Below are 26,463 nucleotides of genomic sequence, written 5' to 3' on the forward strand. Positions count from 1 at the left end.
CGCCCAGGCCGTCGCACCGCCGCGCACCCGGTTCGGCCCCCGTGCCACCGGCGTCGTCGTCGACGGCCCGGACGCGCCGGTGCGCCTCGCCGGCTGCTGTACGCCGGTGCCCCCCGACGAGCTGACGGGCTTCGTCGTCCGGGGTGGCGCCGTCACCGTGCACCGCCGCGAGTGCCCCGCCGTGGCCGCCATGCGGGAGATCGGCCGCGCTCCGGTCGGGGCTCGCTGGGCCGACGCGGAGAGCCGGGAGTCCGACGCGGGCTGCCGGGTCACCCTGGTCGCCGAGTCCTTCGGCCGCCCCCGGCTCCTCGCCGACCTCACCGAGGCCATCGCCACCGCCGAGGCGGCGATCGTCTCCGCCACCGTGGAGCCGCCGAGCGAGCAGCGCGTCCGTCACACCTACACCCTCCAGCTTCCCGACGCGGCGGGCCTTCCCGCCCTGATGCGCGCCATGCGCGAGGTCGCCGGGGTCTACGACGTCAGCCGCGCCCAGCACCCGGCGCCGGCCGGCTGAGCCGCCCCGGCCCCGGCCCGGCGCGAAGCGGCGCCTCCCGGCCGGCCGAACCGTTCCTCCCACGGGTGGCGCGTCCTCGTTCGGGTGGTGCGGCGCGCGGCTCCCCGGCCGGGCGGCGATGCGCTGATAGCGGTAGTCCATGCCGCTCCTCACCCGCCGCCTGCGCGCCGCCCTGCTGGCGACCGCCTCGGCCACCCTCGTCGCCGCCGCCCTGCCCGCCCCCGAGCCCCTGGGCATCGGCGACCGGCTCTTCCCCGAGCTGGGCAACCCCGGATACGACGTACTCGCGTACGACATCGCCTTCACGTACCACGGCAGCAACACCGAGCCCCTGGACACGGTCACGAAGATCAGGGCCCGCACCACCGCCCCGCTGGACCGGATCAACCTCGACTTCGCCCGCGGCGCCGTCCACGGAGTCGAGGTCAACGGACTGGCCGCCGACTTCGGCAGCAGACACGAGGACCTGGTCGTCCAGGCCCCCCGCCGCCTCCCCGCGGGCGTACCGCTGAACATCACCGTCCGGCACACCAGCGACCCGAGCGGATCCGCGGACGACGGCGGCTGGGTCCGTACCGCCGACGGTCTCGCCATGGCCAACCAGGCCGACGCCGCCCACCGGGTCTTCCCCGGCAACGACCACCCGTCGGACAAGGCGTACTTCACCTTCCGGATCACCGTCCCCGAGAAGCTGACGGCGGTCGCGGCCGGCCTGCCCGCGGGGAAGACCCGGCGCGGGGCCACGACCACCTGGACCTACCGCACCGAGCACCCCATGGCGACCGAGCTGGCCCAGGTCTCCATCGGCAGCTCCGTGGTCCTGCACCGCACCGGCCCGCACGGACTGCCGGTGCGCGACGTCGTCCCGGCCGCCGACCGCGAGAAGCTGGAGCCCTGGCTGAAGAAGACCCCGGCCCAGCTGGCCTGGATGGAGGAGCAGGTCGGCCGCTACCCCTTCGAGACGTACGGGGTGCTCGTCGCCGACAGCCCCATCGGCTTCGCCCTGGAGACCCAGACGCTGTCGCTCTTCGGGAAGTCGTTCTTCACGGAGCCCGGCTATCCGGAGTGGTACGTCGACTCGGTGATGATCCACGAGCTGGCCCACCAGTGGTTCGGCAACAGCGTCTCGCCCGCGAGCTGGTCCGATCTGTGGCTCAACGAAGGCCACGCCAGCTGGTACGAGGCCCGGTACGCCGAGGAGAACGGCGGCGGGACCCTGGAGCGGCGGATGCGTGAGGCGTACAGGCTCTCCGACGGCTGGCGCGCGGACGGCGGCCCTCCGGCGCATCCGGACGGCCCGGCCCCGGGGCAGAAGCTGAGCCTGTTCCGGCCGGTCATGTACGACGGCAGCGCGCTGGTGCTCTACGCCCTGCGCCAGGAGATCGGCGAGGCCGCCCTCGACCGGCTGGAGCGCACCTGGGTCCGGGTGCACCGGGACTCCACGGCGACCACCGCGGACTTCACCCGGCTGGCGTCCGGCATCGCCGGACGGGACCTGACCGCCTTCTTCGACGGCTGGCTCTACGGCGAGAAGACCCCGGCGATGCCCGGCCACCCCGACTGGAGCAGCGCGAAACCCGCGTGACGGGCCCGGTGGGGCCGTGCCACTATCGACGCGTCGGCGCGGCGGACCGCACCGGAGTTCCCGGCAGGGAATCATCCGGGGAGATCACACGTTGTGACTGACGTAAAGACTTCTATCGACGTAAGGATCCAATGACCTCCTCTTCTTCCCTTCCCCAGGACGCGCAGGACGCGCAGAGTGCCACGGAGAACACCACCGAGAGCCTCACCGAGAGCCTTCGGGCCGACGCCCTGATGGAAGAGGACGTCGCCTGGAGCCAGGAGATCGACGGAGCGCGGGACGGCGATCAGCTGGACCGCTCCGAGCGTGCCGCGCTGCGACGCGTGGCCGGTCTCTCCACGGAGCTCGAGGACGTCACCGAGGTCGAGTACCGCCAGCTGCGCCTGGAACGCGTGGTGCTGGTGGGCGTCTGGACCTCGGGGACGGTGCACGACGCGGAGATCTCCCTCGCGGAGCTCGCCGCACTCGCCGAGACGGCGGGCGCACAGGTGCTGGACGCGGTGTACCAGCGCCGCGACAAGCCGGACCCGGCCACCTACATCGGCTCGGGCAAGGCGCTGGAGCTCCGTGACATGGTGCTCGAATCAGGTGCCGACACCGTCGTCTGCGACGGTGAGCTGAGCCCCGGCCAGCTGATTCATCTGGAAGACGTCGTCAAGGTGAAGGTGGTCGACCGGACCGCCCTCATCCTCGACATCTTCGCCCAGCACGCCAAGTCCCGCGAGGGCAAGGCGCAGGTCTCGTTGGCCCAGATGCAGTACATGCTGCCGCGGCTGCGCGGCTGGGGTCAGTCGCTCTCCCGCCAGATGGGCGGCGGCGGGTCCAGTGGCGGTGGCGGCATGGCCACCCGTGGTCCCGGTGAGACCAAGATCGAGACGGACCGGCGACGGATCCGCGAGAAGATGGCGAAGATGCGCCGGGAGATCGCGGAGATGAAGACCGGCCGCGAGATCAAGCGGCAGGAGCGCAAGCGCAACAAGGTGCCCTCCGTCGCCATCGCCGGATACACCAACGCGGGCAAGTCCTCGCTGCTCAACCGTCTGACCGGGGCTGGCGTCCTGGTGGAGAACTCCCTGTTCGCCACCCTGGACCCGACCGTCCGCCGGGCCGAGACGCCGAGCGGCCGTATCTACACCCTGGCCGACACCGTTGGGTTCGTCCGGCATCTGCCGCACCACCTCGTCGAGGCGTTCCGCTCCACCATGGAGGAGGTCGGCGAGTCCGATCTCATCCTCCACGTGGTGGACGGCTCCCACCCGGTGCCGGAGGAGCAGCTCGCCGCGGTGCGTGAGGTGATCCGGGACGTCGGCGCGGTGAACGTGCGCGAGATCGTCGTGATCAACAAGGCGGACGCGGCGGACCCCCTGGTCCTTCAGCGGCTGCTGCGCAACGAGAAGTACGCGATCACGGTCTCGGCCAGGACCGGCGCCGGGATCGACGCGCTGCTCGCGCTCATCGACGCCGAGCTGCCCCGGCCGTCCGTCGAGATCGAGGTGCTCGTGCCGTACATCCAGGGGGCTCTGGTCTCCCGGGTGCACGCCGAGGGCGAGGTGCTCTCCGAGGAGCACACCGCCGAGGGCACCCTGCTCAAGGCCCAGGTCCACGAGGAGCTGGCCGCGGAGCTCGGGACCTTCGTCCCCGCCGCGCACTGACGGCCGCGGGACCGCGCGACAGCCGAAGGCCCGGCCCCTCTCTTCCGGGAGAGGGGCCGGGCCTTCGCCGTACGGTCGGTGGCCGGGGCTACCGGCCGGCGAACCTGTCGCTCATCATCGTGAAGGTGCGCCGGGCGTCGTCATCGAGCCGGGGACCGGCCAGCCAGCCCGAGGTGACCGGACCGATCGAGGTGTTGGACACCAGCATCGACTTCCCGTCCGGCCCGGCGACGAACCAGCCGCCGCCGGAGGAGCCGCCGGTCATGGTGCAGCCGATGCGGTACATCGTCGGCGTGCCGGGGGCGATCGAGAGCCGGCCGGGACGGTCGACGCACTGGTGCATCAGCAGTCCGTCGTACGGCGGACCGGCCGGGTAGCCCCAGGCGCCCATGCCGCTGATCTGCTGGATCTCCGGAGCGTCGAAGGAGACCGGCAGCGCGTTGCCCACCGTCTCCTCCAGCGACTTCGTACCCTTCTCCGGCTTCACATGCAGGATCGCGTAGTCGTACGGCGCGCCCGCTCCGCCGGTCGGGCCGCCGCCGGAGATCCACTCTCCGGAGGAGGCGGCCCAGTCCGCCCAGTAGGTGCCGTAGGGGGCGATCTCCTGGGGCCGCGCGGTCCGCAGCTGTGCCGCGTTCTTGCCCTGGTCGTTGTACGAGGGCACGAAGACGATGTTGCGGTACCAGCCGCCGCCCGCGCCCGCGTGCACGCAGTGCCCGGCGGTCCACACGAGGTTCGAGCGCCCGGGGTTCCTCGGGTCCTTCACGACCGTGCCCGAGCAGACCATGGAGCCCTCGGGAGAGTCGAAGAAGACCTTGCCGACCGGGGCGGCGTGCCGGTGGTAGGGCAGCTTCTCCGGCTTGGCGGGGACCGGGGCCGGCTCCGGATCGCTGACGTCCTGTCCGGCGGTGAGGTCACCGGCCGCCATCGTCTTGGCGGGCTCGTCGGCGGAGGCCATCCGGTCCGGCTTCCACAGGCCGTCGATGACCGGGTTGACGAAGTCCTCGGCCTTGCGGAGCCACCTGTCCTTGTCCCAGTTCTTCCACTCCCCGTCCTTCCACTTCTCCGGGTCCACCCCGTGCTTCTCCAGGGCGTCGCCCAGATCGCCGGGAAGACCGGCGGCGGGGTCCTTCTCCGCCGCCGGGCCGGTGGCGGACGGCTTGGCGGCGGCGGTGTCCTCGTCCGGGCCGCAGGCCGTGGCCGTCAGTGTGAGCGCCGCGACGAGGCCGGTAGCGGCCAGCAGCGGACGTATCGATCGCATGGAAGAAATCCCCCTGAACACCTGAGTCGTGCGGTGGTGCGCCTACGCGGCCGCGCGGCCGCGCGGCCGCGTGCGTGGACGTGCGGTTGTCCGCGTGCGTGGTCGTGCATTCTGTCATGCGCTTGTCACGCAGGGCTCCGGGGCCGCCCGCAGACCGTCCGCGGCCCCCGGCCGGCTACTGCCGTACCGGGGGCCGCGGACGATGTAGGTGATCTCGTGATCTCGTGATCTCGTGATCTCGTGCGGAGGATCCGTTGCCGGAGCCCGGGCGGCCTACTGGCCCGCGTACTTCTCGCTCACCGCGCGGTACACGCCCTCGGCCTCCTTGCCGAGCCGGGGCCCGGCCAGCCAGCCCGCGGTGACCGGGCCGATCGAGGTGTTCGAGACCAGGGCGGGCTTGCCGTCCTGCCCCGCCGCGACCCAGCCGCCGCCGGAGGAACCGCCGGTCATCGTGCAGCCGATGCGGTACATCGTGGGCTGGTCCTGGAAGACGGAGAGCCGGCCCGGCTTGTCCTGGCACTGGAGCAGCTTCTGGCCGTCGAACGGCGGCGCGGCCGGGTAGCCGGTGGCCGTCATACCGGTGATCTTCGGCACCGCGGGAGCGTCGAACTCGACCGGCAGCGCCGAACCGACCGTCTCCTCCAGCGACTTGCCGCCCGCACCCTTCTCCGGCGTCACATGCAGCACCGCGAAGTCGTACGGGGCGCCCTGGCCGCCGACGGCCGCGCCCTGGGCGATCCACTGCTCGGAGGTCTGGGCCCACTTGCCCCACCACACACCGTAGGGAGCGATCTTCTCCTTGGGCGCGGTCTCCAGCTCGGTCAGCGACAGACCGTCGTTGTTGTACGCCGGGACGAAGGCGATGTTGCGGTACCAACCGCCCTTCTTGCCCGCGTGCACGCAGTGCCCGGCGGTCCACACCATGTTGGACTTGCCGGGGTTCGCCGGGTCCTTCACCACGGTCGCGGAACAGACCATCGAGCCCTGCGGGCCGTCGAACAGCAGCTTCCCGGACTCGGGGGCGTTGTCGTGGTACGGCGTCGCGACACCGGCGGCCTGGACCGGGGCCGGCGTCGGGTCCGTCACACCGTCGTCGCCGGAGATGTCGTTGTCGACCGGGTTCTCCGGGGGCTTGTCGGCCTCCCGCATCCGGTCCGGGTCCCACAGGCCGTCGATGATCGGGTTGACGAAGTCCTTGGCCTCACGCAGCCACTTGTCCTTGTCCCAGTTCTTCCACTCCCCGCCCCGCCACTTGTCGGGGTCGATACCGTGCTCCTTGAGCCGGTCCTTGAGGTCGTCCGGAATGGCGACCTTGCCGTCGGCCGACGGGTCGGCCGAGGCGCTGGGCGTCCCGCCCGCGTTGTCCTCCTCCGGACCGCACGCGGTGGCGGTGAGCGCCAGCACGGCGGCGACGGCGGTCGCGGCGAGCGCGGTGGAGGGCATGCGCCGTGCGCGCCTCCCGCGCCGTGCCGTATCGATCGGGCGAATGGGTCGCATCTCGTGATCCCCCTGGGACTTCGTCACTCGGTACTCGTGCTGCATTGCGGACACGTCGGGCGCCGGAGCAGGTGCTTTCGCGCCGCTGTGCGGCCCCCACTATGCCGGTGCCGATGGTGACGGTACGCGGCAGGTCCGCGGTTCCGTCGCCGCGAGGATGTTCCGATTTACCCGTGATCCATCGCGGACGTCGTCGTTGGTACGTACGGGGGGCACCAGGACAGCGTTCACGCCCTTGGTCCGTCCGCGCGAAAACGTACCGACGTGCAACGCAACTGTTACCGCAGGAGGATCAAGAGCCGTGTCCGTGACCGAACCCGCTCCGGTGGCGTCGCCCCCCGCACACGAGGGCATTCTCCGTCGCCAGACCCTGCGCGAATCGGCGGCCCGCACCTACGCGCGGTCCCTGCCGATCGTCCCGGTGCGCGCCCGCGGGCTCACCATCGAGGGTGCGGACGGACGCCGCTACCTCGACTGCCTGTCGGGCGCCGGCACGCTGGCGCTCGGGCACAACCACCCCGTCGTGCTCGAAGCCGTCCGGAAGGTCATCGACTCCGGCGCGCCCCTGCACGTGCTGGACCTCGCCACCCCGGTCAAGGACGCCTTCACCACCGAGCTGTTCGCCACCCTGCCGAGGGAGTTCGCCGACAACGCCCGCATCCAGTTCTGTGGCCCCGCCGGTACGGACGCCGTCGAGGCCGCCTTCAAACTGGTCCGCGCCGCGACCGGGCGCACCGGCCTGCTGGCCTTCACCGGCGCCTACCACGGTATGACCGCAGGGGCCCTGGAGGCGTCCGGCGGCGCGACCGACGTACGAGTGACCCGGCTGCCGTTCCCGCAGGACTACCGCTGCCCGTTCGGGACCGGTGGCGAGCGCGGCGCGGCGCTCGCCGCCCGCTGGACCGAACACCTGCTGGACGACCGCAAGGGCGGGGTTCAGCCCCCCGCCGGAATGATCGTGGAGCCGGTCCAGGGCGAGGGTGGCGTCAACCCCGCCCCCGACTCCTGGCTGCGCCGCATGCGCGGGATCACCGAGGACCGCTCCATCCCGCTCATCGCCGACGAGGTGCAGACCGGGGTCGGCAGGACCGGCACCTTCTGGGCCGTCGAGCACAGCGGCATCGTTCCCGACGTCATGGTCCTCTCCAAGGCGATCGGCGGTTCCCTGCCGCTGGCCGTGATCGTCTACCGCGCTGAACTGGATCTTTGGCAGCCGGGCGCGCACGCGGGTACGTTTCGTGGCAACCAGCTCGCCATGGCGGCGGGCGCGGCCACGCTCGCGTACGTCAGGGACAATCAACTGGCGGACCGCGCGGCGGTCCTGGGGGCCCGGATGCTCGCCCGTCTGACGGAGCTGCGGGCACACCACCCGGGAATCGGTGACGTACGGGGGCGTGGACTGATGATCGGCATGGAGCTGGTGGATCCCGAGCGCGCACCCCTGCCCGCCGAAGCCGGCGACGCCCACCCGGCCCCGCCGCCCGACCCGGCCCTCGCCCTCGCCGTCCAGCAGGAATGTCTGCGGCGCGGCCTCATCGTCGAACTGGGCGGCCGCCACGACGCCGTGGTCCGCCTTCTTCCGCCCCTCACCCTCACCGACGAGCAGGCGAGTGCCGTCGTCGACCGTCTCGCCGACGCGCTGGCAGCCGCGACGCGCTCCCCGCACCGTCGGACCACCGCCGGGCCGACCACCTGAACCCGGAATCCCCACAAGGAAGAACGCCGTGAACCCCACCCCCGCTTCCGAGGCCGACAGCCACGGAACCCCCCAGCACCGAGGGCAGGACGGACCGGCCGCCCCCGGCACGGTCGAGGCGACGACCGTGCCCCGTCAGAAATCCGTGCACCACAGCGACCCGAACCCCCCTGCGTACGGGCCTGGTTCGGGAGCCGAGGCAGCGACGGACCAGGACCGGAGGCCCGACGCACTGGACGACCCGGACCCGCTGCGGGCCGCCGACGCGGCGGGCACGGAGAGCCTCCTGCGGTGCTGGACCCGGGAGAACGACCTGCCCCGCCCCGCCGGCGACACCCTGCGCATCGCCTTCCCGGCCAGCGGCACCGCACTGCTCGTCCCCGTGCACTACTGGTCCGCCACCGGGGCCCACCGCTTCGGCGCACCCGCCCTGGAGAACGCCCCCGCCGGCGCCCCGCACGCCGACGCCGCCACCGTCGCCGTCCTCATCGGCCGCGAGGGCGGCGAGAGCGGCGCGGGCGATCTGGTCGCCCGGGTCGCCGACTCCGTACGCCACACCGCCGGCTTCATCGACCAGCGGCGGCGCAGCCCCGCGGACCCCGCCGAGGCCGACCTCTTCCTCACCGCCGAACAGTCCCTGCTGCTCGGCCACCCCCTCCACCCCACGCCCAAGAGCCGCGAAGGCCTCTCCGAATCGGAGGCCCGCCGCTACTCCCCGGAGCTCCACGGGTCCTTCCCGCTCCACTGGTTCGCCGTCGACCGGTCGCTGATCGCCACCGACTCCGCCTGGACCGAGGACGGTCCGGCCACCGCCGACGAACTGCTCGCCCCGCACGCCGAAGGCCTCGGCCTGCCCCCCGGCACCGTCGCCGTCCCCGTGCACCCCTGGCAGGCCGCCGATCTGCTCCACCGCCCCCAGGTCCGGGCCCTCGCCGCCGCCGGCCTGCTCCACGACCTCGGCCCCCACGGCGAGCCCTGGCACCCCACCTCCTCCATCCGCACCGTGCACCGGCCCGGGGCACGGGTGATGCTCAAGCTCTCCCTCGGCGTACGCATCACCAACTCCCGCCGGGAGAACCTCCGCAAGGAGCTGCACCGGGGCGTCGAGGTCCACCGCCTCCTGTCGACCGGACTCGCCGAGCGCTGGCAGCGGGAACACCCCGGCTTCGACATCGTCCGGGACCCCGCCTGGCTCGCCGTCGACGACCCCGAGGGCGCACCCGTCACGGGGCTCGACGTGATGCTCCGCCACAACCCCTTCGGTCCGGGCGACGACGCCGCCTGCATCGCGGGACTCACCGCGCAGCGCCCCCGGCCCGGCCGGCCCCGCATGTGCTCCCGGCTCGCCGAGATCGTCACCGGCCTGGCCGCCCGCACCGGCCGCACCGCCAACGCCGTCTCCGTCGAATGGTTCCGCCGCTATCTGCACCACGTCGTGCGCCCCGTCCTCTGGCTCGACGCCCACGGCGGAGTCGCCCTGGAAGCCCACCAGCAGAACACCCTCGTCCTCCTCGACCCGGACGGCTGGCCCGTCGGCGGCCGCTACCGGGACAACCAGGGCTACTACTTCCGGGACTCCCGCCGCGCCGAGCTGGAACAACGGCTCCCCGGCATCGGCGCCGTCAGCGACACCTTCGTCTCCGACCCGGTCACCGACGAGCGGTTCGCCTACTACCTCGGCATCAACAACGTCCTCGGCCTGATCGGCGCGTTCGGGGCCCAGCGCCTGGCCGACGAGCAGGATCTCCTCACCGCCCTGCGCCGATTCCTCACCGAGACCGCGGAACTGGGCTCACCCCTGCCCGCGTATCTCCTGGCCCACCGCCAACTGCGCTGCAAGGCCAACCTGCTGACCCGGCTCCACGGCCTCGACGAGCTGGTCGGGCCGGTCGACACCCAGTCCGTGTACGTCACCATCGCCAACCCGCTGCACAGCTGAGCACCACCCGCCCCGGGCGGACTCCGACCGCACCCGCTCCGCAGACGCCCACCGACCGCACCCGGTCCAGAGAGGAGAGCGCCACCGTGCCTCCCGCCGAACCCTCAGCGGAACCCGACGCCGCACCGGCCGACCACGGCTCCGGCGAACGGTCCGGCAGCCGCGCGGACGGGAGCGCCGGCGTCGAGGACACCCTCGACCTGGAGCTCACCGAGGAGCTCCTCGCCCTGGTCGCGGAGGAGCGAAGCGCCGGGGCGGCCCCGGCCGCGGCCCCCCACGAGCTGCTGGGCGACCCCGGGGCCTGGCCGCCCGCTACCACGGCGGCGGGAGAGTTCGCCCTCCTCCCCGTCCGGCCGGAGCGCGATCTCGCCGTCCTCAGCCGCTGGATGAACGACCCTGCCGTGGCGGCCTTCTGGGAGCTCGCCGGACCCGAGTCCGTCACCGCCGACCACCTCAGGCCCCAGCTCGAAGGGGACGGACGCAGCATCCCGTGCCTGGGCGTGCTCGACGGCACACCCATGAGCTACTGGGAGATCTACCGCGCCGACCTCGACCCGCTGGCCCGCCACTACCCCGCCCGCCCCCACGACACCGGCGTCCATCTCCTCATCGGGGGCGTGAACAACCGGGGCCGGGGCGTGGGCACCACCCTGCTCCGCGCCGTCGCCGACCTCGTCCTGGACAACCTTCCGCGGTGCGGGCGGGTCGTCGCCGAGCCGGACCTGCGCAACACCCCCTCCGTATCCGCGTTCCTCAGCGCCGGTTTCCGCTTCTCCGCCGAAGTGGATCTCCCCGACAAACGCGCCGCGCTGATGATCCGCGACCGAACGTACCGAGCCCAGCTGTGACTTACTCGCCGCACTTTCCACACCGCTCGAACCTCATAGGTTCCATCCGGAGGAGTCCCCGTGCCGATATATCCCGCGAGCCGTGAATCAGCCGAGTCCCCGCAGCTGTTCAGCCCTCCGGAGCTGAACCGACAGATCTGGGACCGGGCCGCCGCACGGCTCCTCGCCAAGATGCTCGGCGAGTTCGCCTACGAGAAGATCATCGAGCCGGTCCCCGAGCCCGGGACCGACGGACGCCACCGGCTGACCCTCGACGACGGGGGAGCGCTCGCCTTCACGGCCCGGCGCGGTGTCTACGGCAGCTGGCGCGTCGACCCCGACTCGATCGAGGTCACCGCGGGCCCCCCGGCCGCCCACGCCAACGGCTCATCCGTCGCCGCGGGCGCCGGGGCCCAGTCCAACGGCTCGGCCACCGGCTCCCGGCCGTTCCGTGACCCGTTGACGTTCCTCACCCGGGCCCGAGGCCTCCTCGGGCTCGACGGCACGACGCTGGGCCACCTCATCCGCGAGCTGACCCGGACCCTGTCCGCCGACGCCCGGCTCGACCACACCGCCCTCACCGCGGACCGGCTCGCCGCCCTGGGCTACGCGGAGCTGGAGGGCCATCAGACCGGCCACCCCTGGCTGGTGGCGAGCAAGGGGCGGCTCGGCTTCTCCGCCGCCGACGCCGCCCGCTTCACCCCCGAGTGCCGCAGCCCGCTCCGGCTGCCGTGGATCGCGGTCAGCACCCGCATCGCGCAGTACCGGGGCGTCGGCCGCGTCACCACTCCCGACCAGCTGTACGCGGGGGAGCTCGACCCGAGCGTCCGGGACGCCTTCGGCGAGGAACTGAGGGCCCGGGGACACGACCCGCGGGACTACCTCTACCTTCCCGTACACCCCTGGCAGTGGGACGAGTGGATCGTGCCGATCTTCGCCCCGGCCATCGCCGACGGCGACATCGTGGCCCTGCACACCGACGGGGACGCCCGTCTCCCGCAGCAGTCCATCCGCACGTTCGCGAACGTGGAACGTCCCGAGCGGCACACCGTGAAGCTCCCGCTCTCCATCCTCAACACCCTGGTCTGGCGCGGCCTGCCGACCGAGCGGACCCTCGCGGCTCCCGCGGTCACCGCCTGGGTCCAGGGACTGTGCGAGGACGACCCGTTCCTGCGCGACACGTGCCGGGTCGTCCTGCTCGGCGAGGTCGCCTCCGTCGCCGTCGAGCACCCGCTGTACGACCACCTCCCCGAGGCGCCCTACCAGTACAAGGAGATCCTCGGCGCGATCTGGCGGGAGCCCCTGCCGCCCCGCCTCGCGCCGGGCGAACGCGCCCGCACACTCGCCTCCCTCCTGCATACGGATCCGACGGGCCGCGCGTTCACCGCGGAGCTGGTCGAGCGCTCCGGCCTGTCCCCGGACGCCTGGCTGAAGCGGCTCTTCGGGGCCCTGCTGCCGCCCCTGCTGCACTTCCTCTACCGCTACGGCACCGTCTTCTCCCCGCACGGCGAGAACGCCATCGTCGTGTTCGACGAGCACGACGTGCCCGTACGGCTCGCCATCAAGGACTTCGTCGACGACGTCAACGTCAGCGCCCACCCCCTGCCGGAGCACGCCGGCATGCCCGACGAGGTGCGCGCCGTCCTCCTCACCGAGGAGCCGTCCTTCCTCACCCAGTTCATCCACTCCGGCCTCTTCGTGGGCGTCTTCCGCTATCTGTCCCCTCTGTGCGAGGAGCAGCTCGGCGTCTCGGAGGACGTGTTCTGGTCACTCGTCCGGGCGGAGATCGTCCGCCACCACGCCCGCTTCCCGGAGCAGAAGGAGCGGTTCGAGCTCTTCGACATGCTGACCCCCGAGATCGAGCGCCTCTGCCTCAACCGCAACCGCCTGCTCGTCGACGGCTACCGGGACCGTGCCAGCCGGCCGCACGCGGCGATCCACGGCACGGTCCCCAACCCGTTGCACCCCTCCGCCCGCGTCCGGGAGTGATCGCTGTTGTCAGTGGCGCGCCGTAGGGTGGTCGGGCTATGACGAAGCCATCCCTCCCCGAGCTCCTGCACGCCGCCGTCACCGCCGTCGGCGGTACGGAAAGGCCCGGCCAGGTCACCATGGCCGAAGCCGTCGCCGAGGCCGTCGACGACCAATCCCACCTGCTCGTCCAGGCCGGCACCGGTACGGGCAAGTCGCTCGGCTATCTGGTGCCGGCCCTGGCGCACGGGGAGCGGGTCGTCGTGGCCACGGCCACCCTCGCCCTCCAGCGACAGCTGGTGGAGCGAGACCTCCCGCGTACGGTCGAGTCCCTGCATCCCTTGCTGCGGCGACGCCCGCAGTTCGCCATGCTCAAGGGCCGGTCGAACTACCTCTGCCTGCACCGGCTCCACGAAGGGGTTCCGCAGGACGAGGAGGAGGGGCTGTTCGACCAGTTCGAGGCGGCGGCCCCGTCCAGCAAGCTCGGCCAGGACCTGCTGCGGCTGCGGGACTGGTCGGACGAGACGGAGACGGGCGACCGGGACGATCTGACCCCCGGCGTCTCGGACCGGGCCTGGGCGCAGATCTCGGTCTCCTCGCGCGAGTGCCTGGGCGCGACGAAGTGCGCGTACGGCGCGGAGTGCTTCGCGGAAGCGGCCCGTGAGCGCGCGAAGCTCGCGGACGTGGTCGTCACCAACCACGCGCTGCTCGCGATCGACGCCATCGAGGGCGCGCCGGTGCTGCCGTCGCACGAGGTGCTGATCGTCGACGAGGCCCATGAGCTGGTCTCCCGGGTCACCGGCGTCGCCACCGGCGAGCTCACCCCCGCCCAGGTCAACCGCGCGGTCCGCCGGGCGGCGAAGCTGGTCAACGAGAAGGCCGCCGACGCCCTCCAGACCGCCGCCGAGGGCTTCGAGCGGGTCATGGAGCTGGCGCTGCCGGGGCGCCTGGAGGAGGTGCCCGAGGACCTCGGGTACGCGCTGATGGCGCTGCGCGACGCGGCACGCACGGTGATCTCCGCCATCGGCGCCACCCGGGACAAGTCGGTCGAGGACGAGAACGCCGTCCGCAAGCAGGCCCTGGCCTCGGTCGAGTCGATCCACGCCGTCGCCGAGCGCATCACCCAGGGCTCCGAGTACGACGTCGTCTGGTACGAGCAGCACGACCGGTTCGGAGCCTCCGTCCGGGTCGCCCCGCTCTCCGTCTCCGGGCTGCTGCGCGAGAAGCTCTTCGCCGAGCGGTCCGTGGTGCTGACCTCGGCCACCCTCAAGCTCGGCGGAGACTTCAACGGGGTGGGCGCGTCCCTCGGGCTGGCCCCCGAGGGCACGGCGGGTGAGGACGTCCCCCAGTGGAAGGGGCTGGACGTCGGCTCCCCGTTCGACTACCCGAAGCAGGGCATCCTCTACGTCGCCCGGCATCTGAACACCCCGGGGCGTGAGGGCTCCCGTACGGACATGCTGGACGAGCTCGCCGAGCTGGTGGAGGCGGCCGGCGGCCGCACGCTGGGGCTGTTCTCCTCCATGAGGGGAGCCAAGGCGGCGGCCGAGGAGCTGCGGGGGCGGATGGACAGGCCGATCCTGCTCCAGGGCGAGGAGACGCTCGGCGAGCTGATCAAGAACTTCGCCGCCGACCCGGAGACCTGTCTCTTCGGCACCCTGTCGCTCTGGCAGGGCGTGGACGTCCCGGGTCCGAGCTGTCAGCTGGTGGTCATGGACCGGATTCCGTTCCCCCGGCCGGACGATCCGCTGATGAGCGCACGGCAGAAGGCGGTCGAGGAGGCGGGCGGCAACGGCTTCATGGCGGTGGCGGCGACGCACGCCGCTCTGCTGATGGCCCAGGGCGCGGGCCGGCTGGTCCGGGCCACGGGCGACAAGGGCGTCGTCGCCGTGCTGGACCCGAGGCTCGCGAACGCGCGGTACGGCAGCTATCTGCGCGCCTCGCTGCCGGATTTCTGGTACACCACCGACCGGAACCAGGCGCGCCGCTCACTGGCCGCGATCGACGCACGGGCCAAGGAGGACGGGGCCTGATCCGGCCGCAGCCGCCCACCTCCGCCCGCTCCGGGCGGGTGGGCGGGCAAGGCGAAGCCCCGGGACCGACGCCATGATCGACGTCCTAGGCAGGGATCCCGGGGCAGACAGCCGTGTGACCGACGTTTCTCTCGGATCTGACGTGCTCAGACCCGGCGCAGCACCGCCACCACCTTGCCCAGGATGGTCGCCTCGTCGCCGGGGATCGGCTGGTACGCGGCGTTGTGAGGGAGCAGCCATACGTGACCGTCCTCCCGGCGGAAGCGCTTGACCGTCGCCTCGCCGTCGAGCATGGCGGCGACGATGTCCCCGTTCTCCGCGACGGGCTGGCGGCGGACGGTGACCCAGTCGCCGTCACAGATCGCGGCCTCGATCATCGAGTCGCCGACGACCTTCAGGACGAACAGCTCACCGTCGCCGACGAGCTGGCGGGGGAGCGGGAAGACGTCCTCGACGGACTCCTCGGCGAGGATAGGGCCACCGGCGGCGATCCGGCCCACCAGCGGCACATAGGACGCGGCGGGCTTGCCCGTCGTGTCGGTCGGCTGGGTGCTGGGCTGGTCCGATCCGCGCACCTCGTAGGCGCGGGGCCGGTGCGGGTCCCGGCGGAGGAAGCCCTTGCGCTCCAGCGCCATCAGCTGATGGGCGACGGACGATGTGCTGGACAGGCCCACCGCCTGACCGATCTCCCGCATGGAGGGCGGGTACCCCCGCCGCTGCACGGAGTCGCGGATGACCTCGATGACCCGCCGTTGCCGGTCCGTGAGCCCCGAGCTGTCCGCCCGGATGCCGGGGGGCCTGCCGGGCATGGAACGTCCCGGGCGCGCGGGCTCGGGCCCGTCCGTGTTCGTGACTGAGTCATTCATGGCATGCACCGGCTCAAGTCGGCTCTGGGAGCGATGGTCCCGGGCGGTGATGGTGGCACTGTCTGCGGTGGTGGTCACGTCGGCCCCTCTCGAATGTTCTCCCTAGCTGGACAACGGTAGTAGCTTTCGAAAGGTTGCGCCAAACACACGTTCGAGTGAAAAACGAATAAAGGGGTGCCGCAGTGCTACCGACAGGTGTATGAGCAACAGAATAGAGGCCGCGTGAACGCTCGGCCGAGGCCCGCCGCGTCCCTCGCCCGAGTCTTTCATCCGGACCTGTGCGCCGGAGCCCCCACGCCTCGGCGGCCCGGCGTTTCCCGTACTCTCTTCTCTGGCCCACGCTCCCCCCCGGGCGGCCTCCGAGTGAGGTCCGGCGCGCGACACGCGATGGGGCCGGAAACGCGACTCAACCCTAGATCTAGTGGTTGGATTGCTCCAGTCACCCAGAAGTTGTGGTCGCGGTTCAATCACACCGTGGTCATCGCCTATGCTGGGGACTGCTTCCAAGGGCCCGGACAAGGCCCTGAAGAGGCTATTCAGTCGTGCGTGTGAAGGAGGGTTGGGAGCCATGCACTGCCCCTTCTGCAGGCACCCCGACAGCAGGGTCGTCGACAGTCGCACCACCGACGACGGGACGTCGATCCGTCGCCGTCGGCAGTGCCCCGACTGTTCCCGCCGTTTCACCACGGTGGAGACCTGCTCACTGATGGTCGTCAAGCGCAGCGGCGTGACCGAGCCCTTCAGTCGCACCAAGGTCATCTCCGGCGTCCGCAAGGCATGCCAGGGGCGACCCGTCACGGAGGACGCCCTCGCCAAACTCGGCCAGCGGGTCGAGGAGGCGGTGCGCGCCACCGGCAGCGCCGAGCTGACCACCCACGACGTGGGGCTGGCCATCCTCGGCCCGCTGCAGGAGCTCGACCTCGTCGCGTACCTGCGCTTCGCGTCCGTGTACCGGGCGTTCGACTCCCTGGAAGACTTCGAGGCCGCCATCGTGGAACTGCGTAAGCGGCAGCCTTCCGCGGAGGACCGCGGGAGCGGAGAGACCCTTGAGGTCCCCGCGCCCGCCATTGCCGCCGACTGAGCGGTACCCGCCCGGGACGCCCGTGCCCGCAGAGGTGACTCTGCGGACCGGCGGCAGGGCGACATGAGATGTGCTTCCGGCGGCCGAGTGCGGCTTCCGGAGCATCGGACACACATTGTGCCTGGGAAGATCTGGGCACTTCAGGGCGTTTTCGCCCACATATGGGAGGCGGCATGACAGAGACGGCGAGCGGCCCGGCACGAGGTTCCCGTACCAAGGGCGCCAAGGCGAGCAAGGGTCTGCGTATCGAGCGCATCCACACCAACCCCGGCGTGCACCCGTACGACGAGGTGGCGTGGGAGCGCCGTGACGTCGTCATGACCAATTGGCGCGACGGCTCGATCAACTTCGAGCAGCGTGGCGTCGAGTTCCCCGACTTCTGGTCGGTGAACGCGGTCAACATCGTCACCAGCAAGTACTTCCGCGGAGCTGTCGGCACGCCGCAGCGCGAGACCGGTCTCAAGCAGCTGATCGACCGGATCGTGAAGACGTACCGCAAGGCCGGTGAGGAGAACAACTACTTCGCCTCTCCCGCGGACGCCGAGATCTTCGAGCATGAGCTGGCGTACGCCCTCCTGCACCAGGTCTTCAGCTTCAATTCGCCGGTCTGGTTCAACGTCGGCACGCCCCAGCCGCAGCAGGTCTCCGCCTGCTTCATCCTGGCCGTCGACGACTCCATGGAGTCGATCCTCGACTGGTACAAGGAAGAGGGCATGATCTTCAAGGGCGGCTCCGGCGCCGGCCTGAACCTCTCCCGTATCCGCTCCTCCAAGGAGCTCCTCTCCTCCGGCGGCAACGCCTCGGGACCGGTCTCGTTCATGCGCGGCGCGGACGCGTCCGCCGGAACGATCAAGTCGGGCGGCGCCACGCGCCGCGCGGCCAAGATGGTCATCCTCGACGTCGACCACCCCGACATCGAGAACTTCATCGAGACCAAGGTCAAGGAAGAGGAGAAGATCCGCGCCCTGCGCGACGCGGGCTTCGACATGGACCTGGGCGGCGACGACATCACGTCCGTCCAGTACCAGAACGCCAACAACTCGGTCCGGGTGAACGACGAGTTCATGAAGGCCGTCGAGGCGGGCGGCAAGTTCGGGCTGCGCGCCCGGATGACGGGCGACGTCATCGAAGAGGTCGAGGCCAAGTCCCTCTTCCGCAAGATGGCCGAGGCCGCCTGGGCGTGCGCCGACCCGGGTATCCAGTACGACGACACCATCAACGCCTGGCACACCTGCCCGGAGTCCGGCCGGATCAACGGCTCGAACCCGTGCAGCGAGTACATGCACCTGGACAACACCTCGTGCAACCTCGCCTCGCTGAACCTGATGAAGTTCCTCAAGGACGACGGCCTGGGTCACCAGTCCTTCGAGTCCGAGCGCTTCGCCAAGGTCGTCGAGCTGGTCATCACCGCGATGGACATCTCGATCTGCTTCGCGGACTTCCCCACGCAGAAGATCGGCGAGAACACCCGCGCCTACCGTCAGCTGGGCATCGGCTACGCCAACCTCGGCGCCCTGCTGATGGCGACCGGTCACGCGTACGACAGCGACGGCGGCCGCGCGCTGGCCGGCGCCATCACCTCGCTGATGACCGGCACCTCCTACCGCCGCTCCGCCGAACTGGCCGCGGTCGTCGGCCCGTACGACGGCTACGCCCGTAACGCCGAGCCGCACCAGCGCGTCATGAGGCAGCACTCCGACGCCAACGCCAAGGCCGTCCACGTCGACGACCTCGACTCGCCGGTCTGGGCCGCCGCGACGGAGGCCTGGCAGGACGTGATCCGGCTCGGAGCGAAGAACGGCTTCCGTAACGCGCAGGCCTCGGTCATCGCGCCCACCGGCACCATCGGTCTCGCGATGTCCTGTGACACCACCGGTCTGGAGCCCGACCTCGCCCTGGTCAAGTTCAAGAAGCTGGTCGGCGGCGGCTCGATGCAGATTGTCAACGGCACGGTGCCGCAGGCGCTGCGCCGCCTCGGCTACCAGCCGGAGCAGATCGAGGCGATCGTCGCCCACATCGCCGACCACGGCAACGTGATCGACGCGCCCGGTCTGAAGACCGAGCACTACAGCGTCTTCGACTGCGCGATGGGCGAGCGCTCCATCTCCGCGATGGGTCATGTCCGGATGATGGCGGCCATCCAGCCGTGGATCTCCGGCGCGCTCTCCAAGACGGTGAACCTCCCCGAGACGGCCACCGTCGAGGATGTCGAGGAGGTCTACTTCGAGGCGTGGAAGCTGGGCGTCAAGGCGCTCGCGATCTACCGCGACAACTGCAAGGTCGGCCAGCCCCTCTCCGCCAAGACCAAGGACAAGGAGAAGGAAGAGGTCACCGCGAAGGCCGAGGAGACCATTCGCACGGCGGTCGAGAAGGTCGTCGAGTACCGTCCGGTCCGCAAGCGTCTCCCCAAGGGCCGTCCCGGCATCACCACCTCCTTCACGGTGGGCGGCGCCGAGGGCTACATGACCGCCAACTCCTACCCGGACGACGGTCTCGGCGAGGTCTTCCTGAAGATGTCCAAGCAGGGCTCGACCCTCGCGGGCATGATGGACGCCTTCTCCATCGCCGTCTCGGTCGGTCTGCAGTACGGCGTCCCGCTGGAGACGTACGTCTCGAAGTTCACCAACATGCGCTTCGAGCCGGCCGGTATGACGGACGACCCGGACGTGCGGATGGCGCAGTCGATCGTCGACTACATCTTCCGTCGCCTGGCGCTCGACTTCCTGCCGTTCGAGACCCGCTCGGCCCTCGGCATCCACTCCGCCGAGGAGCGCCAGCGCCACCTGGACACCGGCAGTTACGAGCCGTCGTTCGAGGCGGACGGCCTGGACGCGGACAGCCTGACGGAGTCGGCCCCGGTCCGCGCCGAGCCCCTGAAGGTGGTGGCGGCTCCCGAGGAGTCCGCCGTGAAGCCCGCGCCGAGGACGGCGCACACCTCGGCCGAACTGGTCGAGATGCAGCTCGGCATCAGCGCCGACGCCCCGCTCTGCTTCTCCTGCGGTACGAAGATGCAGCGCGCCGGCTCCTGCTACATCTGCGAGGGCTGCGGCTCGACGAGCGGCTGCAGCTGACCGGACGCGGAACCGCGCTGACGCGCGGCTGACCCGTGGTGCACGAAGGGGACCGGCCATAGGCCGGTCCCCTTCGGCGTTCCCCGGACGTTTTTCGGCTGGTCGCCGTGCCCATATCGGGTTGGCCGGAACTGGCCGCCGTCACCCTTCGGCGGCCCGGCTTCCCATCACCGTGGCGAACGTGTCGGGGTCGCCGTCGAAGCCGCGTACGGCCGACCGGAAGCCCCAGAGCCCCGAGCCGTCCCGGGTGAACTCCCCGACGACCGCCGCGGTCGCCCACGCCACCTCGGCGAAGTCGCTCTCGGTCAGGCTCGTGTAGCCCTCGCGGATCTCCATCGCCGTGTTCCCTATGTCGCCGAAGGTCTTGTGGCCGTCGCGCTGCTGGATGGCGACACCGACCACCACCCGCCCGTACGCCTCCGCCAGCCGGTTCAGCTCGATGGTCATGACCTCGTCGAAGCCGAAGCCCTGACCGGTCCGGCTGTCCCGGTTCAGCGTGATGGTGCCGTCCGGCGAACGGCTGTCGAAGTGCACCAGATAGGCGGGGGCGCCGTACGGCTCGCCGGCGGGGTAGGTCGCCGCGATGATGTCGAGGTCGTTGGCCGCCGCTCCGTGCGGGCTGGGGTCCCATTTGACCCGCACCTCGACCTTTTCGATGTCCTTGTTAGGAGTGCTCAAGAAACTTCCCTCCCGGCCGACGGCCCACGGACCGTATCCATCACCTGATACACGATTCACCCGATCATGTACGGAACCGGCCGCGGAACCAACTGCTCCGGCCACGGGCGGCGGATTCGGGCCACCTCCGGGCCGCGCCCCGCCCCAAGAGCCGGCTCCCCTTGAGGCGCGAGGTGAGCTGAGCGCGTGTCCCCGAACTCCCGCGTACGGCCGCCGCTGTGGAACCGTTGACGACGCCGCGCCCGGCGAAGTACGCCTGGCATGACGATCGTTGTGCGAGGGGAACGACCGCTCGGGGCACACTCCCCGGGACCGACCGTGACGCGTGCCACGGTCCGCGCCGTACGATGGCGCGGTGCTGGTGAAGTGGATTCGCTGTTCCGTGGTGGACCGTCATGGTTTCGAACGGGGACAGCGGAAGTGGGCGGGGCTGCTCGGCGAGCCGGGGTTCAGAGGACAGAGCGGCGGGTGGAGCCGAACGCGCCCCGACGTCGCCCATGTCTTCGCGTTCTGGGAGAACCGTGTCTTCTACGACTCCTTCATGGCCCGCGGGCACGACCGGCTGGCGGCCGGGCAGTCGGGCATGTTCCGCGACATGCAGGTCACGCTCTTCGAGCGCCGCTTCGACGTGAAGACGGGCTTCGAGCCCCACTTCGCGGAGGCGGACGTCGTCAGGGTCGCGCACAGCCGGGTGCACGAGGAGCGCGCCGAGCACTTCGTCCTGATGCAGCAGCAGGTGTGGAACCCCGCCATGGCCGGATCGCCCGGCATGCTGCGCGGCGTGTTCGGCGAGGCGCCCGGCAACGAGTTCCTGGCGCTGTCCCTGTGGAAGTCGAGCGCCGAGCGCGGCAAGTACCGTGAGGCGGGGGCCGAACGGCTGGCGGCCCGCGCGCAGACCGAGACGGACGTGATCGCGCTGACGGGAGACGTAGTGGAGCTGGAACCGTCCTGGACGGTGTGAGGGGGTGACGGTGTGACCCGGGCCCTCACGCCCGTGGTGGGCCCCGACCACTCGTACAAGCCCTAGGCTCGGAGCATGGCACGACCGCAGCGCATTGTCCTCGTCCGGCACGGCGAGTCCGAGGGCAACGCCGACGACACGGTGTACGAGCGGGAGCCCGACCATGCGCTCCGGCTCACCGACACGGGTCTGCGGCAGGCCCGGGAGACCGGAGAGGGGCTGCGCGAGCAGTTCGGCGAGGAACGGGTGAGTGTCTACATCTCGCCGTACCGCCGCACCCATGAGACGTTCCGGGCCTTCGGCCTCGACCCGGCACGCGTCCGCGTACGCGAGGAGCCCCGGCTGCGCGAGCAGGACTGGGGCAACTGGCAGGACCGGGAGGACGTACGGCTGCAGAAGGCCTACCGCGACGCCTACGGGCACTTCTTCTACCGCTTCGCCCAGGGCGAGTCCGGCGCCGACGTCTACGACCGGGTCGGGGCGTTCCTGGAGAGCCTGCACCGGAGCTTCGAGGAGCCGGACCACCCGGAGAACGTTCTGCTGGTCACCCACGGACTGACGATGCGGCTGTTCTGCATGCGCTGGTTCCACTGGTCGGTCGCGGAGTTCGAATCGCTGTCCAACCCGGGCAACGGCGAGACGCGGACCCTGCTGCTGGGCGAGAACGGCCGCTACACGCTCGACCGGCCCTTTCAGAGCTGGCGGACCCCTGAGCCGTACGGCCGCACCGGATAGAGTGGCAGGGCGATGACCGCTGATTCTGCTTCCGAGCGGCGCTTCGAACGCGCCCTGGCCAGCCTGCGTGGGCTGTCCGTGGGAGACGCCCTGGGCTCCCAGTTCTTCGTTCCCGTCAACTACCCCCTGTTGAAACAGCGGGCCCTGCCGCCCGGGCCCTGGCAGTGGACCGACGACACCGAGATGGCCTGCTCGGTCCTCGCCGTGCTCACCGCGCACGGCCGCGTCGACCAGGACGCCCTCGCCCGTTCCTTCGCCGAGCACCACGACTTCGACCGGGGCTACGGCCCCGCCGTCAACCGGCTCCTCAGGCTCGTACGGGAGGGCGGCGACTGGCGGGAACTGTCCTCGGCGCTCTTCCAGGGCCAGGGCTCCTGGGGCAACGGTTCGGCGATGCGCATCGCCCCGCTCGGTGCCTGGTACGCGGACGATCCGGAGCAGGCCACGCACCAGGCGGAGATCTCCTCGTACACCACGCATCAGCACCGCGAGGCGGTCGTCGGCGCCATGGCCGTGGCCGCCGCCGCGTCGCTCGCAGCCGCCCCCGGCGGACCGCCGACCCCCGAGGACCTCCTCGACGGCGTCATCGCGCTCGTGCCCCGCAGCGCCGTCGGCGCGGGGCTGCGCCGGGCCCGCGACATGCTGGACTACCGGGACTCCGGTACGGTCGCCGCGGTTCTCGGCAACGGCCGCCGCACCAGCGCCCACGACACCGTGCCGTTCGCGCTCTGGTCGGCCGCCAGGAGCCTCGGGGACTACGAGCAGGCGTTCTGGGTCACGGCCCAGGCGGGCGGTGACGTCGACACGACCTGCGCCATCGTCGGCGGTGTCGTCGCGTCGGGTGAGGCCGGAGCGCCGCCGGCCGACTGGCTGGCACGGACGGAGGAACCGCCGGCGTGGCTGACGGCGGTGCTGCGCTGACGGGGCTCCCGCGCTGCTGCGCTGACCGCGCCCGGACCGGGGAGACGGCTGTCTGTCACGGTCCTGCCACAGGATCACTCTGTGTGTCTGCGAACGCGAGTTCGGGATTATTCTTTCGGCCACGCCGCCCCTGATTGATCTTGAGGGCGCGCGCCGAATGAGACGCCGGGGCAGGCGTACGGCCCAGGGCCGCGCGTGGACCCGGTGGGGGAGGGGTCCCATGTCCGATCAGCCGTCCGAGGCGTCCAGACCGCCGGAGAAGCCGAAGGGAGCCGGCGCGCCCCGGCCACCGGAACCGCCTGCGGCCACCGAGGCCGCCGCCACACCGGCGGCGAACGAACCGGGTCCGTCCGAGGCACCGCCGTCCGAGGTGCGGACCGCCGGTGCGCCGGCAGCCGACGCGGCGAGTCCGTCCGCGGCGTGGGATCCTGCCCCGGCGCAGGCATCCGACGACCGGCGCCCACGGGCCCGGACGGCTCGACAAGCCGGGCAGCCGGGCAGCCCCTGGCAGTACGGCGCCGGGGCGCCCGCCAAGGACGACGGCGCGACGGCACGGATCCGACCACCCGCACCACCCCTGATCCGCCCCGCCGTGCTCTGGTCGGTCCTGGCCACCGCCATCCTGAGCGCGCTCTTCCTGGGCGATGGACTCGGGGTGAACCTGCTGATCGTGGCCCTGCCCGCCGCGCTGGCCGCGTTCTTCGCCGCGCGGGCGGCGGGCCGCCGGCTGCGGCCCTGGACGGCGACCTGGGCGGTGGGAGGGCTCGCGCTGCTCGCGGTGCCGGCGCTCCGGGACGCGGGCTGGCCCACCTTCCTCGCCGTGGTGTCCGCCTTCGCGCTCGGTTCGCTCGCGCTGCACGGCAGCCGCAGCTGGCTGGGGGTGCTGATCGGCTCACTGGGGCTGTTCGACTCGGTCGTCCCCGGCATCATCTGGGGCGTGCGGGGGATACGCGCACGGGGCGACGGTTCCCGGGCGCGCTGGGGCGCCGCCCTGCGCACCACGGTGGTGGCCCTCGTGCTGCTGGTGGTGTTCGGAACCCTCTTCGCCAGCGCGGACGCCGCGTTCGCCGAACTGCTGGGCAGCCTCATGCCCGACGCCTCGGTCGGCGAGGGACCCTGGAGGATCTTCCTCTTCGCCCTCGGGCTGGCCGGCGCGCTCGCCGCCGCACACGCCGCGGCCGCACCGGTGCGCTGGGACGGGATCACCGTACGGCCCGGCAAACCCCGGGGACGGGCCGAATGGGCTCTTCCGCTGATCGTTCTCGACCTGCTCTTCGCGGCGTTCATCACGCTCCAACTGGTCGTGCTCTTCGGCGGCTACGACAAGGTGCGGGACGTGACCGGGCTCAGCCACGCCGAGTACGCCCGCCAGGGCTTCTGGCAGCTGCTGTGGGCCACGTTGCTCACTCTTCTCGTGATCGCCCTGGCCCTGCGCTGGGCGCCGCGCGGCGGCGCCGGGGACCGCACCCTGGTACGGGCGGTCCTCGGCCCCCTCTGCGTCCTCACCCTCGTCGTGGTCGCCTCCGCACTGCGCCGCATGGATCTGTACGTCGACGAGTACGGCCTGACCAGGCTCCGGATATCCGTGGCCGCGATGGAGCTCTGGCTCGGGGTGGTGCTGATCCTGATTCTGGCGGCCGGGGTCTTCGGGGCCCGGCTCCTGCCCCGGGCCATCGCGGTGAGCGCGGCGGCCGGTGTCCTGGCCTTCGGGCTGCTCTCACCGGACGGGCTGATCGCGGAGCAGAACGTCCAGCGCTTCGAGGACAGCGAGTCGACCGCCATCGACATCGACTACGTCCAGGACCTGTCCGCCGACGCCGTACCGGCCCTGGACCGACTGCCCGAACCGGAACGCTCCTGTGCGCTGCGGATCATCCAGAACGAGGTCCTTCACGCAGACACCCCCTGGTACGCGACCAGCTGGGGAGAGGCGCGCGCGAAGGAGATCCTGGAGAAGCGCCCGGTGAAGGGCGACGCGAGTGACTGCTACAGCGTGGGCAGGGAAGGGACCCGGGACGGATACGAGCCGGACGGCGACGGCTACGACCCGTACTGAGCCGACGGGCTCTCCGGCCCGACCGGCACCGTCCGTGTCGGCGGGCCCCCCGAGCCGACGGGCCCCCTGGACCCACGGGTTCAGAGGGCCCCCGCGCCCCGCGAACCCGTCTCCGCCGGCTGATTCGCAGGACGCACGGCGCCCCGGGGTGTTGCTGCCGTGGCTCTCGGCGTACGCTGGCTGGCGCCATGCCGTACGAACCACCCACGCACACCGTCGAGCGCTCACTTCGCGCTACCACCGGTGCCAGGACCGTCGCCGGTGTCGATGAGGTCGGACGCGGTGCGTGGGCCGGACCCGTCACCGTGTGCGCGGCGGTCACCGGTCTGCGCCGACCGCCCGAAGGTCTCACCGATTCCAAGCTGTTGACCCCCCGGCGGCGCGCCGAGCTCGCTCCCGTGCTGCGGAGCTGGGTCACCGCCTACGCGCTCGGCGACGCCTCGCCGCAGGAGATCGACGACCTCGGAATGACCGCCGCCCTCCGGCTCGCAGCCGTGCGGGCCCTGGAAGGCCTGCCGGTGCGGCCCGACGCCGTGATACTCGACGGCAAGCACGACTATCTGGGCGTTCCCTGGAAGGTCCGCACCGTGATCAAGGGCGATCAGTCCTGTATCGCGGTCGCGGCGGCTTCGGTGATCGCCAAGGTGCACCGTGACCGGCTGATGGCCGAGCTGGGCGCCGCGTCCGAGGACTGCGCCGACTTCGCCTTCGGTGCCAACGCGGGATATCCCTCGCCTGTGCACCGGGCCGCGCTGGAGGAGCGGGGGCCCACGCCCCATCACCGCCTCTCCTGGGCGTATCTGGACGCGCTGCCCCGGTGGCAGCACCTGAAGAAGGTCCGTTTTTCCGCCGAGGCGGCCGCACTCGAAAGCGGGGGCCAGCTCGGCTTCGAATTCTGAACGCGCACACGCGCCCTCCTGCCGACGCCGACGACATCGGCGTTCGCCACAGACCACCTTCATGCCTCTGATCTCCGAGGAGCCTCAGATTCCCGAGAGCGCCCAGGGTCCCCGCGTCACTCCGGCCGCCGGCCGCACCGCGCCGACCCCTCGTCCCGTACCCGGTCCGCGTTCCGCGGCCACTCCGCGTCCCGGCCCCGCGCGCCCCGCGCCCCCGGTGCAGCGC

Annotated in this window: 19 protein-coding genes; 15 read left to right on the forward strand and 4 right to left on the reverse strand. The window is 71.5% G+C overall.

Annotated elements, in window-relative coordinates; translation table 11 throughout:
* From CR470_RS18890 to hflX, 3 genes are all read left to right on the forward strand, one after another.
* The coding region (locus CR470_RS18890; protein ID WP_143663840.1) for an ACT domain-containing protein at positions 1 to 514 on the forward strand (514 nt) is incomplete at its 5' end.
* 139 nt (positions 515 to 653) lie between these two features.
* Positions 654 to 2,099 carry a M1 family metallopeptidase gene (locus CR470_RS18895; protein ID WP_097868755.1) on the forward strand — a complete coding sequence of 482 codons (1,446 nt, stop codon included), beginning with the start codon at positions 654 to 656 and terminating at the stop codon, positions 2,097 to 2,099.
* 131 nt (positions 2,100 to 2,230) lie between these two features.
* The gene (gene hflX / locus CR470_RS18900) at positions 2,231 to 3,751 is read left to right on the forward strand and encodes a GTPase HflX (protein ID WP_097868756.1); all 1,521 of its coding nucleotides are present in this window, start codon (positions 2,231 to 2,233) and stop codon (positions 3,749 to 3,751) included.
* Between the two features lie 88 nt (positions 3,752 to 3,839).
* Here the strand turns inward: hflX and CR470_RS18905 are convergent, their stop codons facing one another.
* The gene (locus CR470_RS18905; RefSeq protein ID WP_097868757.1) at positions 3,840 to 5,012 is read right to left on the reverse strand and encodes a trypsin-like serine peptidase; all 1,173 of its coding nucleotides are present in this window, start codon (positions 5,010 to 5,012) and stop codon (positions 3,840 to 3,842) included.
* A 273-nt stretch (positions 5,013 to 5,285) separates the two neighbouring features.
* On the reverse strand, positions 5,286 to 6,455 hold the full coding sequence (locus CR470_RS18910) for a trypsin-like serine peptidase (protein WP_097868758.1): 1,170 nt from the start codon (positions 6,453 to 6,455) through the stop codon (positions 5,286 to 5,288).
* A gap of 355 nt (positions 6,456 to 6,810) precedes the next feature.
* Here CR470_RS18910 and CR470_RS18915 point away from each other — a divergent pair, with 355 nt between their 5' ends.
* The 5 genes from CR470_RS18915 to CR470_RS18935 all read left to right on the forward strand — a co-directional run bounded on the left by CR470_RS18915 (position 6,811) and on the right by CR470_RS18935 (position 14,969).
* Positions 6,811 to 8,205 (forward strand): diaminobutyrate--2-oxoglutarate transaminase family protein, encoded by a 1,395-nt coding sequence (locus CR470_RS18915; protein WP_097868759.1) that lies wholly within the window; start codon positions 6,811 to 6,813, stop codon positions 8,203 to 8,205.
* 28 nt (positions 8,206 to 8,233) lie between these two features.
* Positions 8,234 to 10,144, forward strand: coding sequence for an IucA/IucC family protein (locus CR470_RS18920; protein WP_097868760.1), 1,911 nt, complete (start codon positions 8,234 to 8,236; stop codon positions 10,142 to 10,144).
* A gap of 86 nt (positions 10,145 to 10,230) precedes the next feature.
* Entirely contained in the window at positions 10,231 to 10,992 is a 762-nt protein-coding gene (locus tag CR470_RS18925) for a GNAT family N-acetyltransferase (RefSeq protein ID WP_097868761.1), read from the forward strand.
* Between the two features lie 60 nt (positions 10,993 to 11,052).
* Positions 11,053 to 12,960 carry an IucA/IucC family protein gene (locus CR470_RS18930; RefSeq protein WP_097868762.1) on the forward strand — a complete coding sequence of 636 codons (1,908 nt, stop codon included), beginning with the start codon at positions 11,053 to 11,055 and terminating at the stop codon, positions 12,958 to 12,960.
* A 38-nt stretch (positions 12,961 to 12,998) separates the two neighbouring features.
* On the forward strand, positions 12,999 to 14,969 hold the full coding sequence (locus tag CR470_RS18935) for an ATP-dependent DNA helicase (protein WP_097868763.1): 1,971 nt from the start codon (positions 12,999 to 13,001) through the stop codon (positions 14,967 to 14,969).
* 146 nt (positions 14,970 to 15,115) lie between these two features.
* Here CR470_RS18935 and lexA read toward each other — a convergent pair whose 3' ends face one another.
* Positions 15,116 to 15,913 carry a transcriptional repressor LexA gene (gene lexA, locus CR470_RS18940; RefSeq protein ID WP_010072358.1) on the reverse strand — a complete coding sequence of 266 codons (798 nt, stop codon included), beginning with the start codon at positions 15,911 to 15,913 and terminating at the stop codon, positions 15,116 to 15,118.
* A gap of 490 nt (positions 15,914 to 16,403) precedes the next feature.
* Here lexA and nrdR point away from each other — a divergent pair, with 490 nt between their 5' ends.
* Complete coding sequence (nrdR, locus tag CR470_RS18945) at positions 16,404 to 16,916, forward strand: transcriptional regulator NrdR (RefSeq protein ID WP_097868764.1); 513 nt, start codon at positions 16,404 to 16,406, stop codon at positions 16,914 to 16,916.
* A 173-nt stretch (positions 16,917 to 17,089) separates the two neighbouring features.
* On the forward strand, positions 17,090 to 19,987 hold the full coding sequence (locus CR470_RS18950) for a vitamin B12-dependent ribonucleotide reductase (RefSeq protein ID WP_097868765.1): 2,898 nt from the start codon (positions 17,090 to 17,092) through the stop codon (positions 19,985 to 19,987).
* Between the two features lie 141 nt (positions 19,988 to 20,128).
* Here CR470_RS18950 and CR470_RS18955 read toward each other — a convergent pair whose 3' ends face one another.
* Complete coding sequence (locus CR470_RS18955) at positions 20,129 to 20,665, reverse strand: TerD family protein (RefSeq protein ID WP_097868766.1); 537 nt, start codon at positions 20,663 to 20,665, stop codon at positions 20,129 to 20,131.
* 355 nt (positions 20,666 to 21,020) lie between these two features.
* Here CR470_RS18955 and CR470_RS18960 point away from each other — a divergent pair, with 355 nt between their 5' ends.
* The 5 genes from CR470_RS18960 (at position 21,021) to CR470_RS18980 (ending at position 26,237) form a co-directional block, all read left to right on the forward strand.
* The gene (locus CR470_RS18960) at positions 21,021 to 21,626 is read left to right on the forward strand and encodes a YdbC family protein (protein ID WP_097868767.1); all 606 of its coding nucleotides are present in this window, start codon (positions 21,021 to 21,023) and stop codon (positions 21,624 to 21,626) included.
* A gap of 75 nt (positions 21,627 to 21,701) precedes the next feature.
* Complete coding sequence (locus CR470_RS18965; RefSeq protein ID WP_097868768.1) at positions 21,702 to 22,361, forward strand: histidine phosphatase family protein; 660 nt, start codon at positions 21,702 to 21,704, stop codon at positions 22,359 to 22,361.
* A 12-nt stretch (positions 22,362 to 22,373) separates the two neighbouring features.
* Positions 22,374 to 23,282 carry an ADP-ribosylglycohydrolase family protein gene (locus tag CR470_RS18970; protein WP_097868769.1) on the forward strand — a complete coding sequence of 303 codons (909 nt, stop codon included), beginning with the start codon at positions 22,374 to 22,376 and terminating at the stop codon, positions 23,280 to 23,282.
* Between the two features lie 220 nt (positions 23,283 to 23,502).
* Positions 23,503 to 25,338, forward strand: coding sequence for a DUF4153 domain-containing protein (locus CR470_RS18975; protein WP_097868770.1), 1,836 nt, complete (start codon positions 23,503 to 23,505; stop codon positions 25,336 to 25,338).
* A gap of 188 nt (positions 25,339 to 25,526) precedes the next feature.
* The gene (locus CR470_RS18980) at positions 25,527 to 26,237 is read left to right on the forward strand and encodes a ribonuclease HII (RefSeq protein ID WP_097868771.1); all 711 of its coding nucleotides are present in this window, start codon (positions 25,527 to 25,529) and stop codon (positions 26,235 to 26,237) included.
* Positions 26,238 to 26,463 lie beyond the last annotated feature (226 nt).

The sequence above is a fragment of the Streptomyces sp. rh34 genome (assembly GCF_002551245.1).
In the GTDB taxonomy this organism is placed as follows: Bacteria; Actinomycetota; Actinomycetes; order Streptomycetales; family Streptomycetaceae; genus Streptomyces.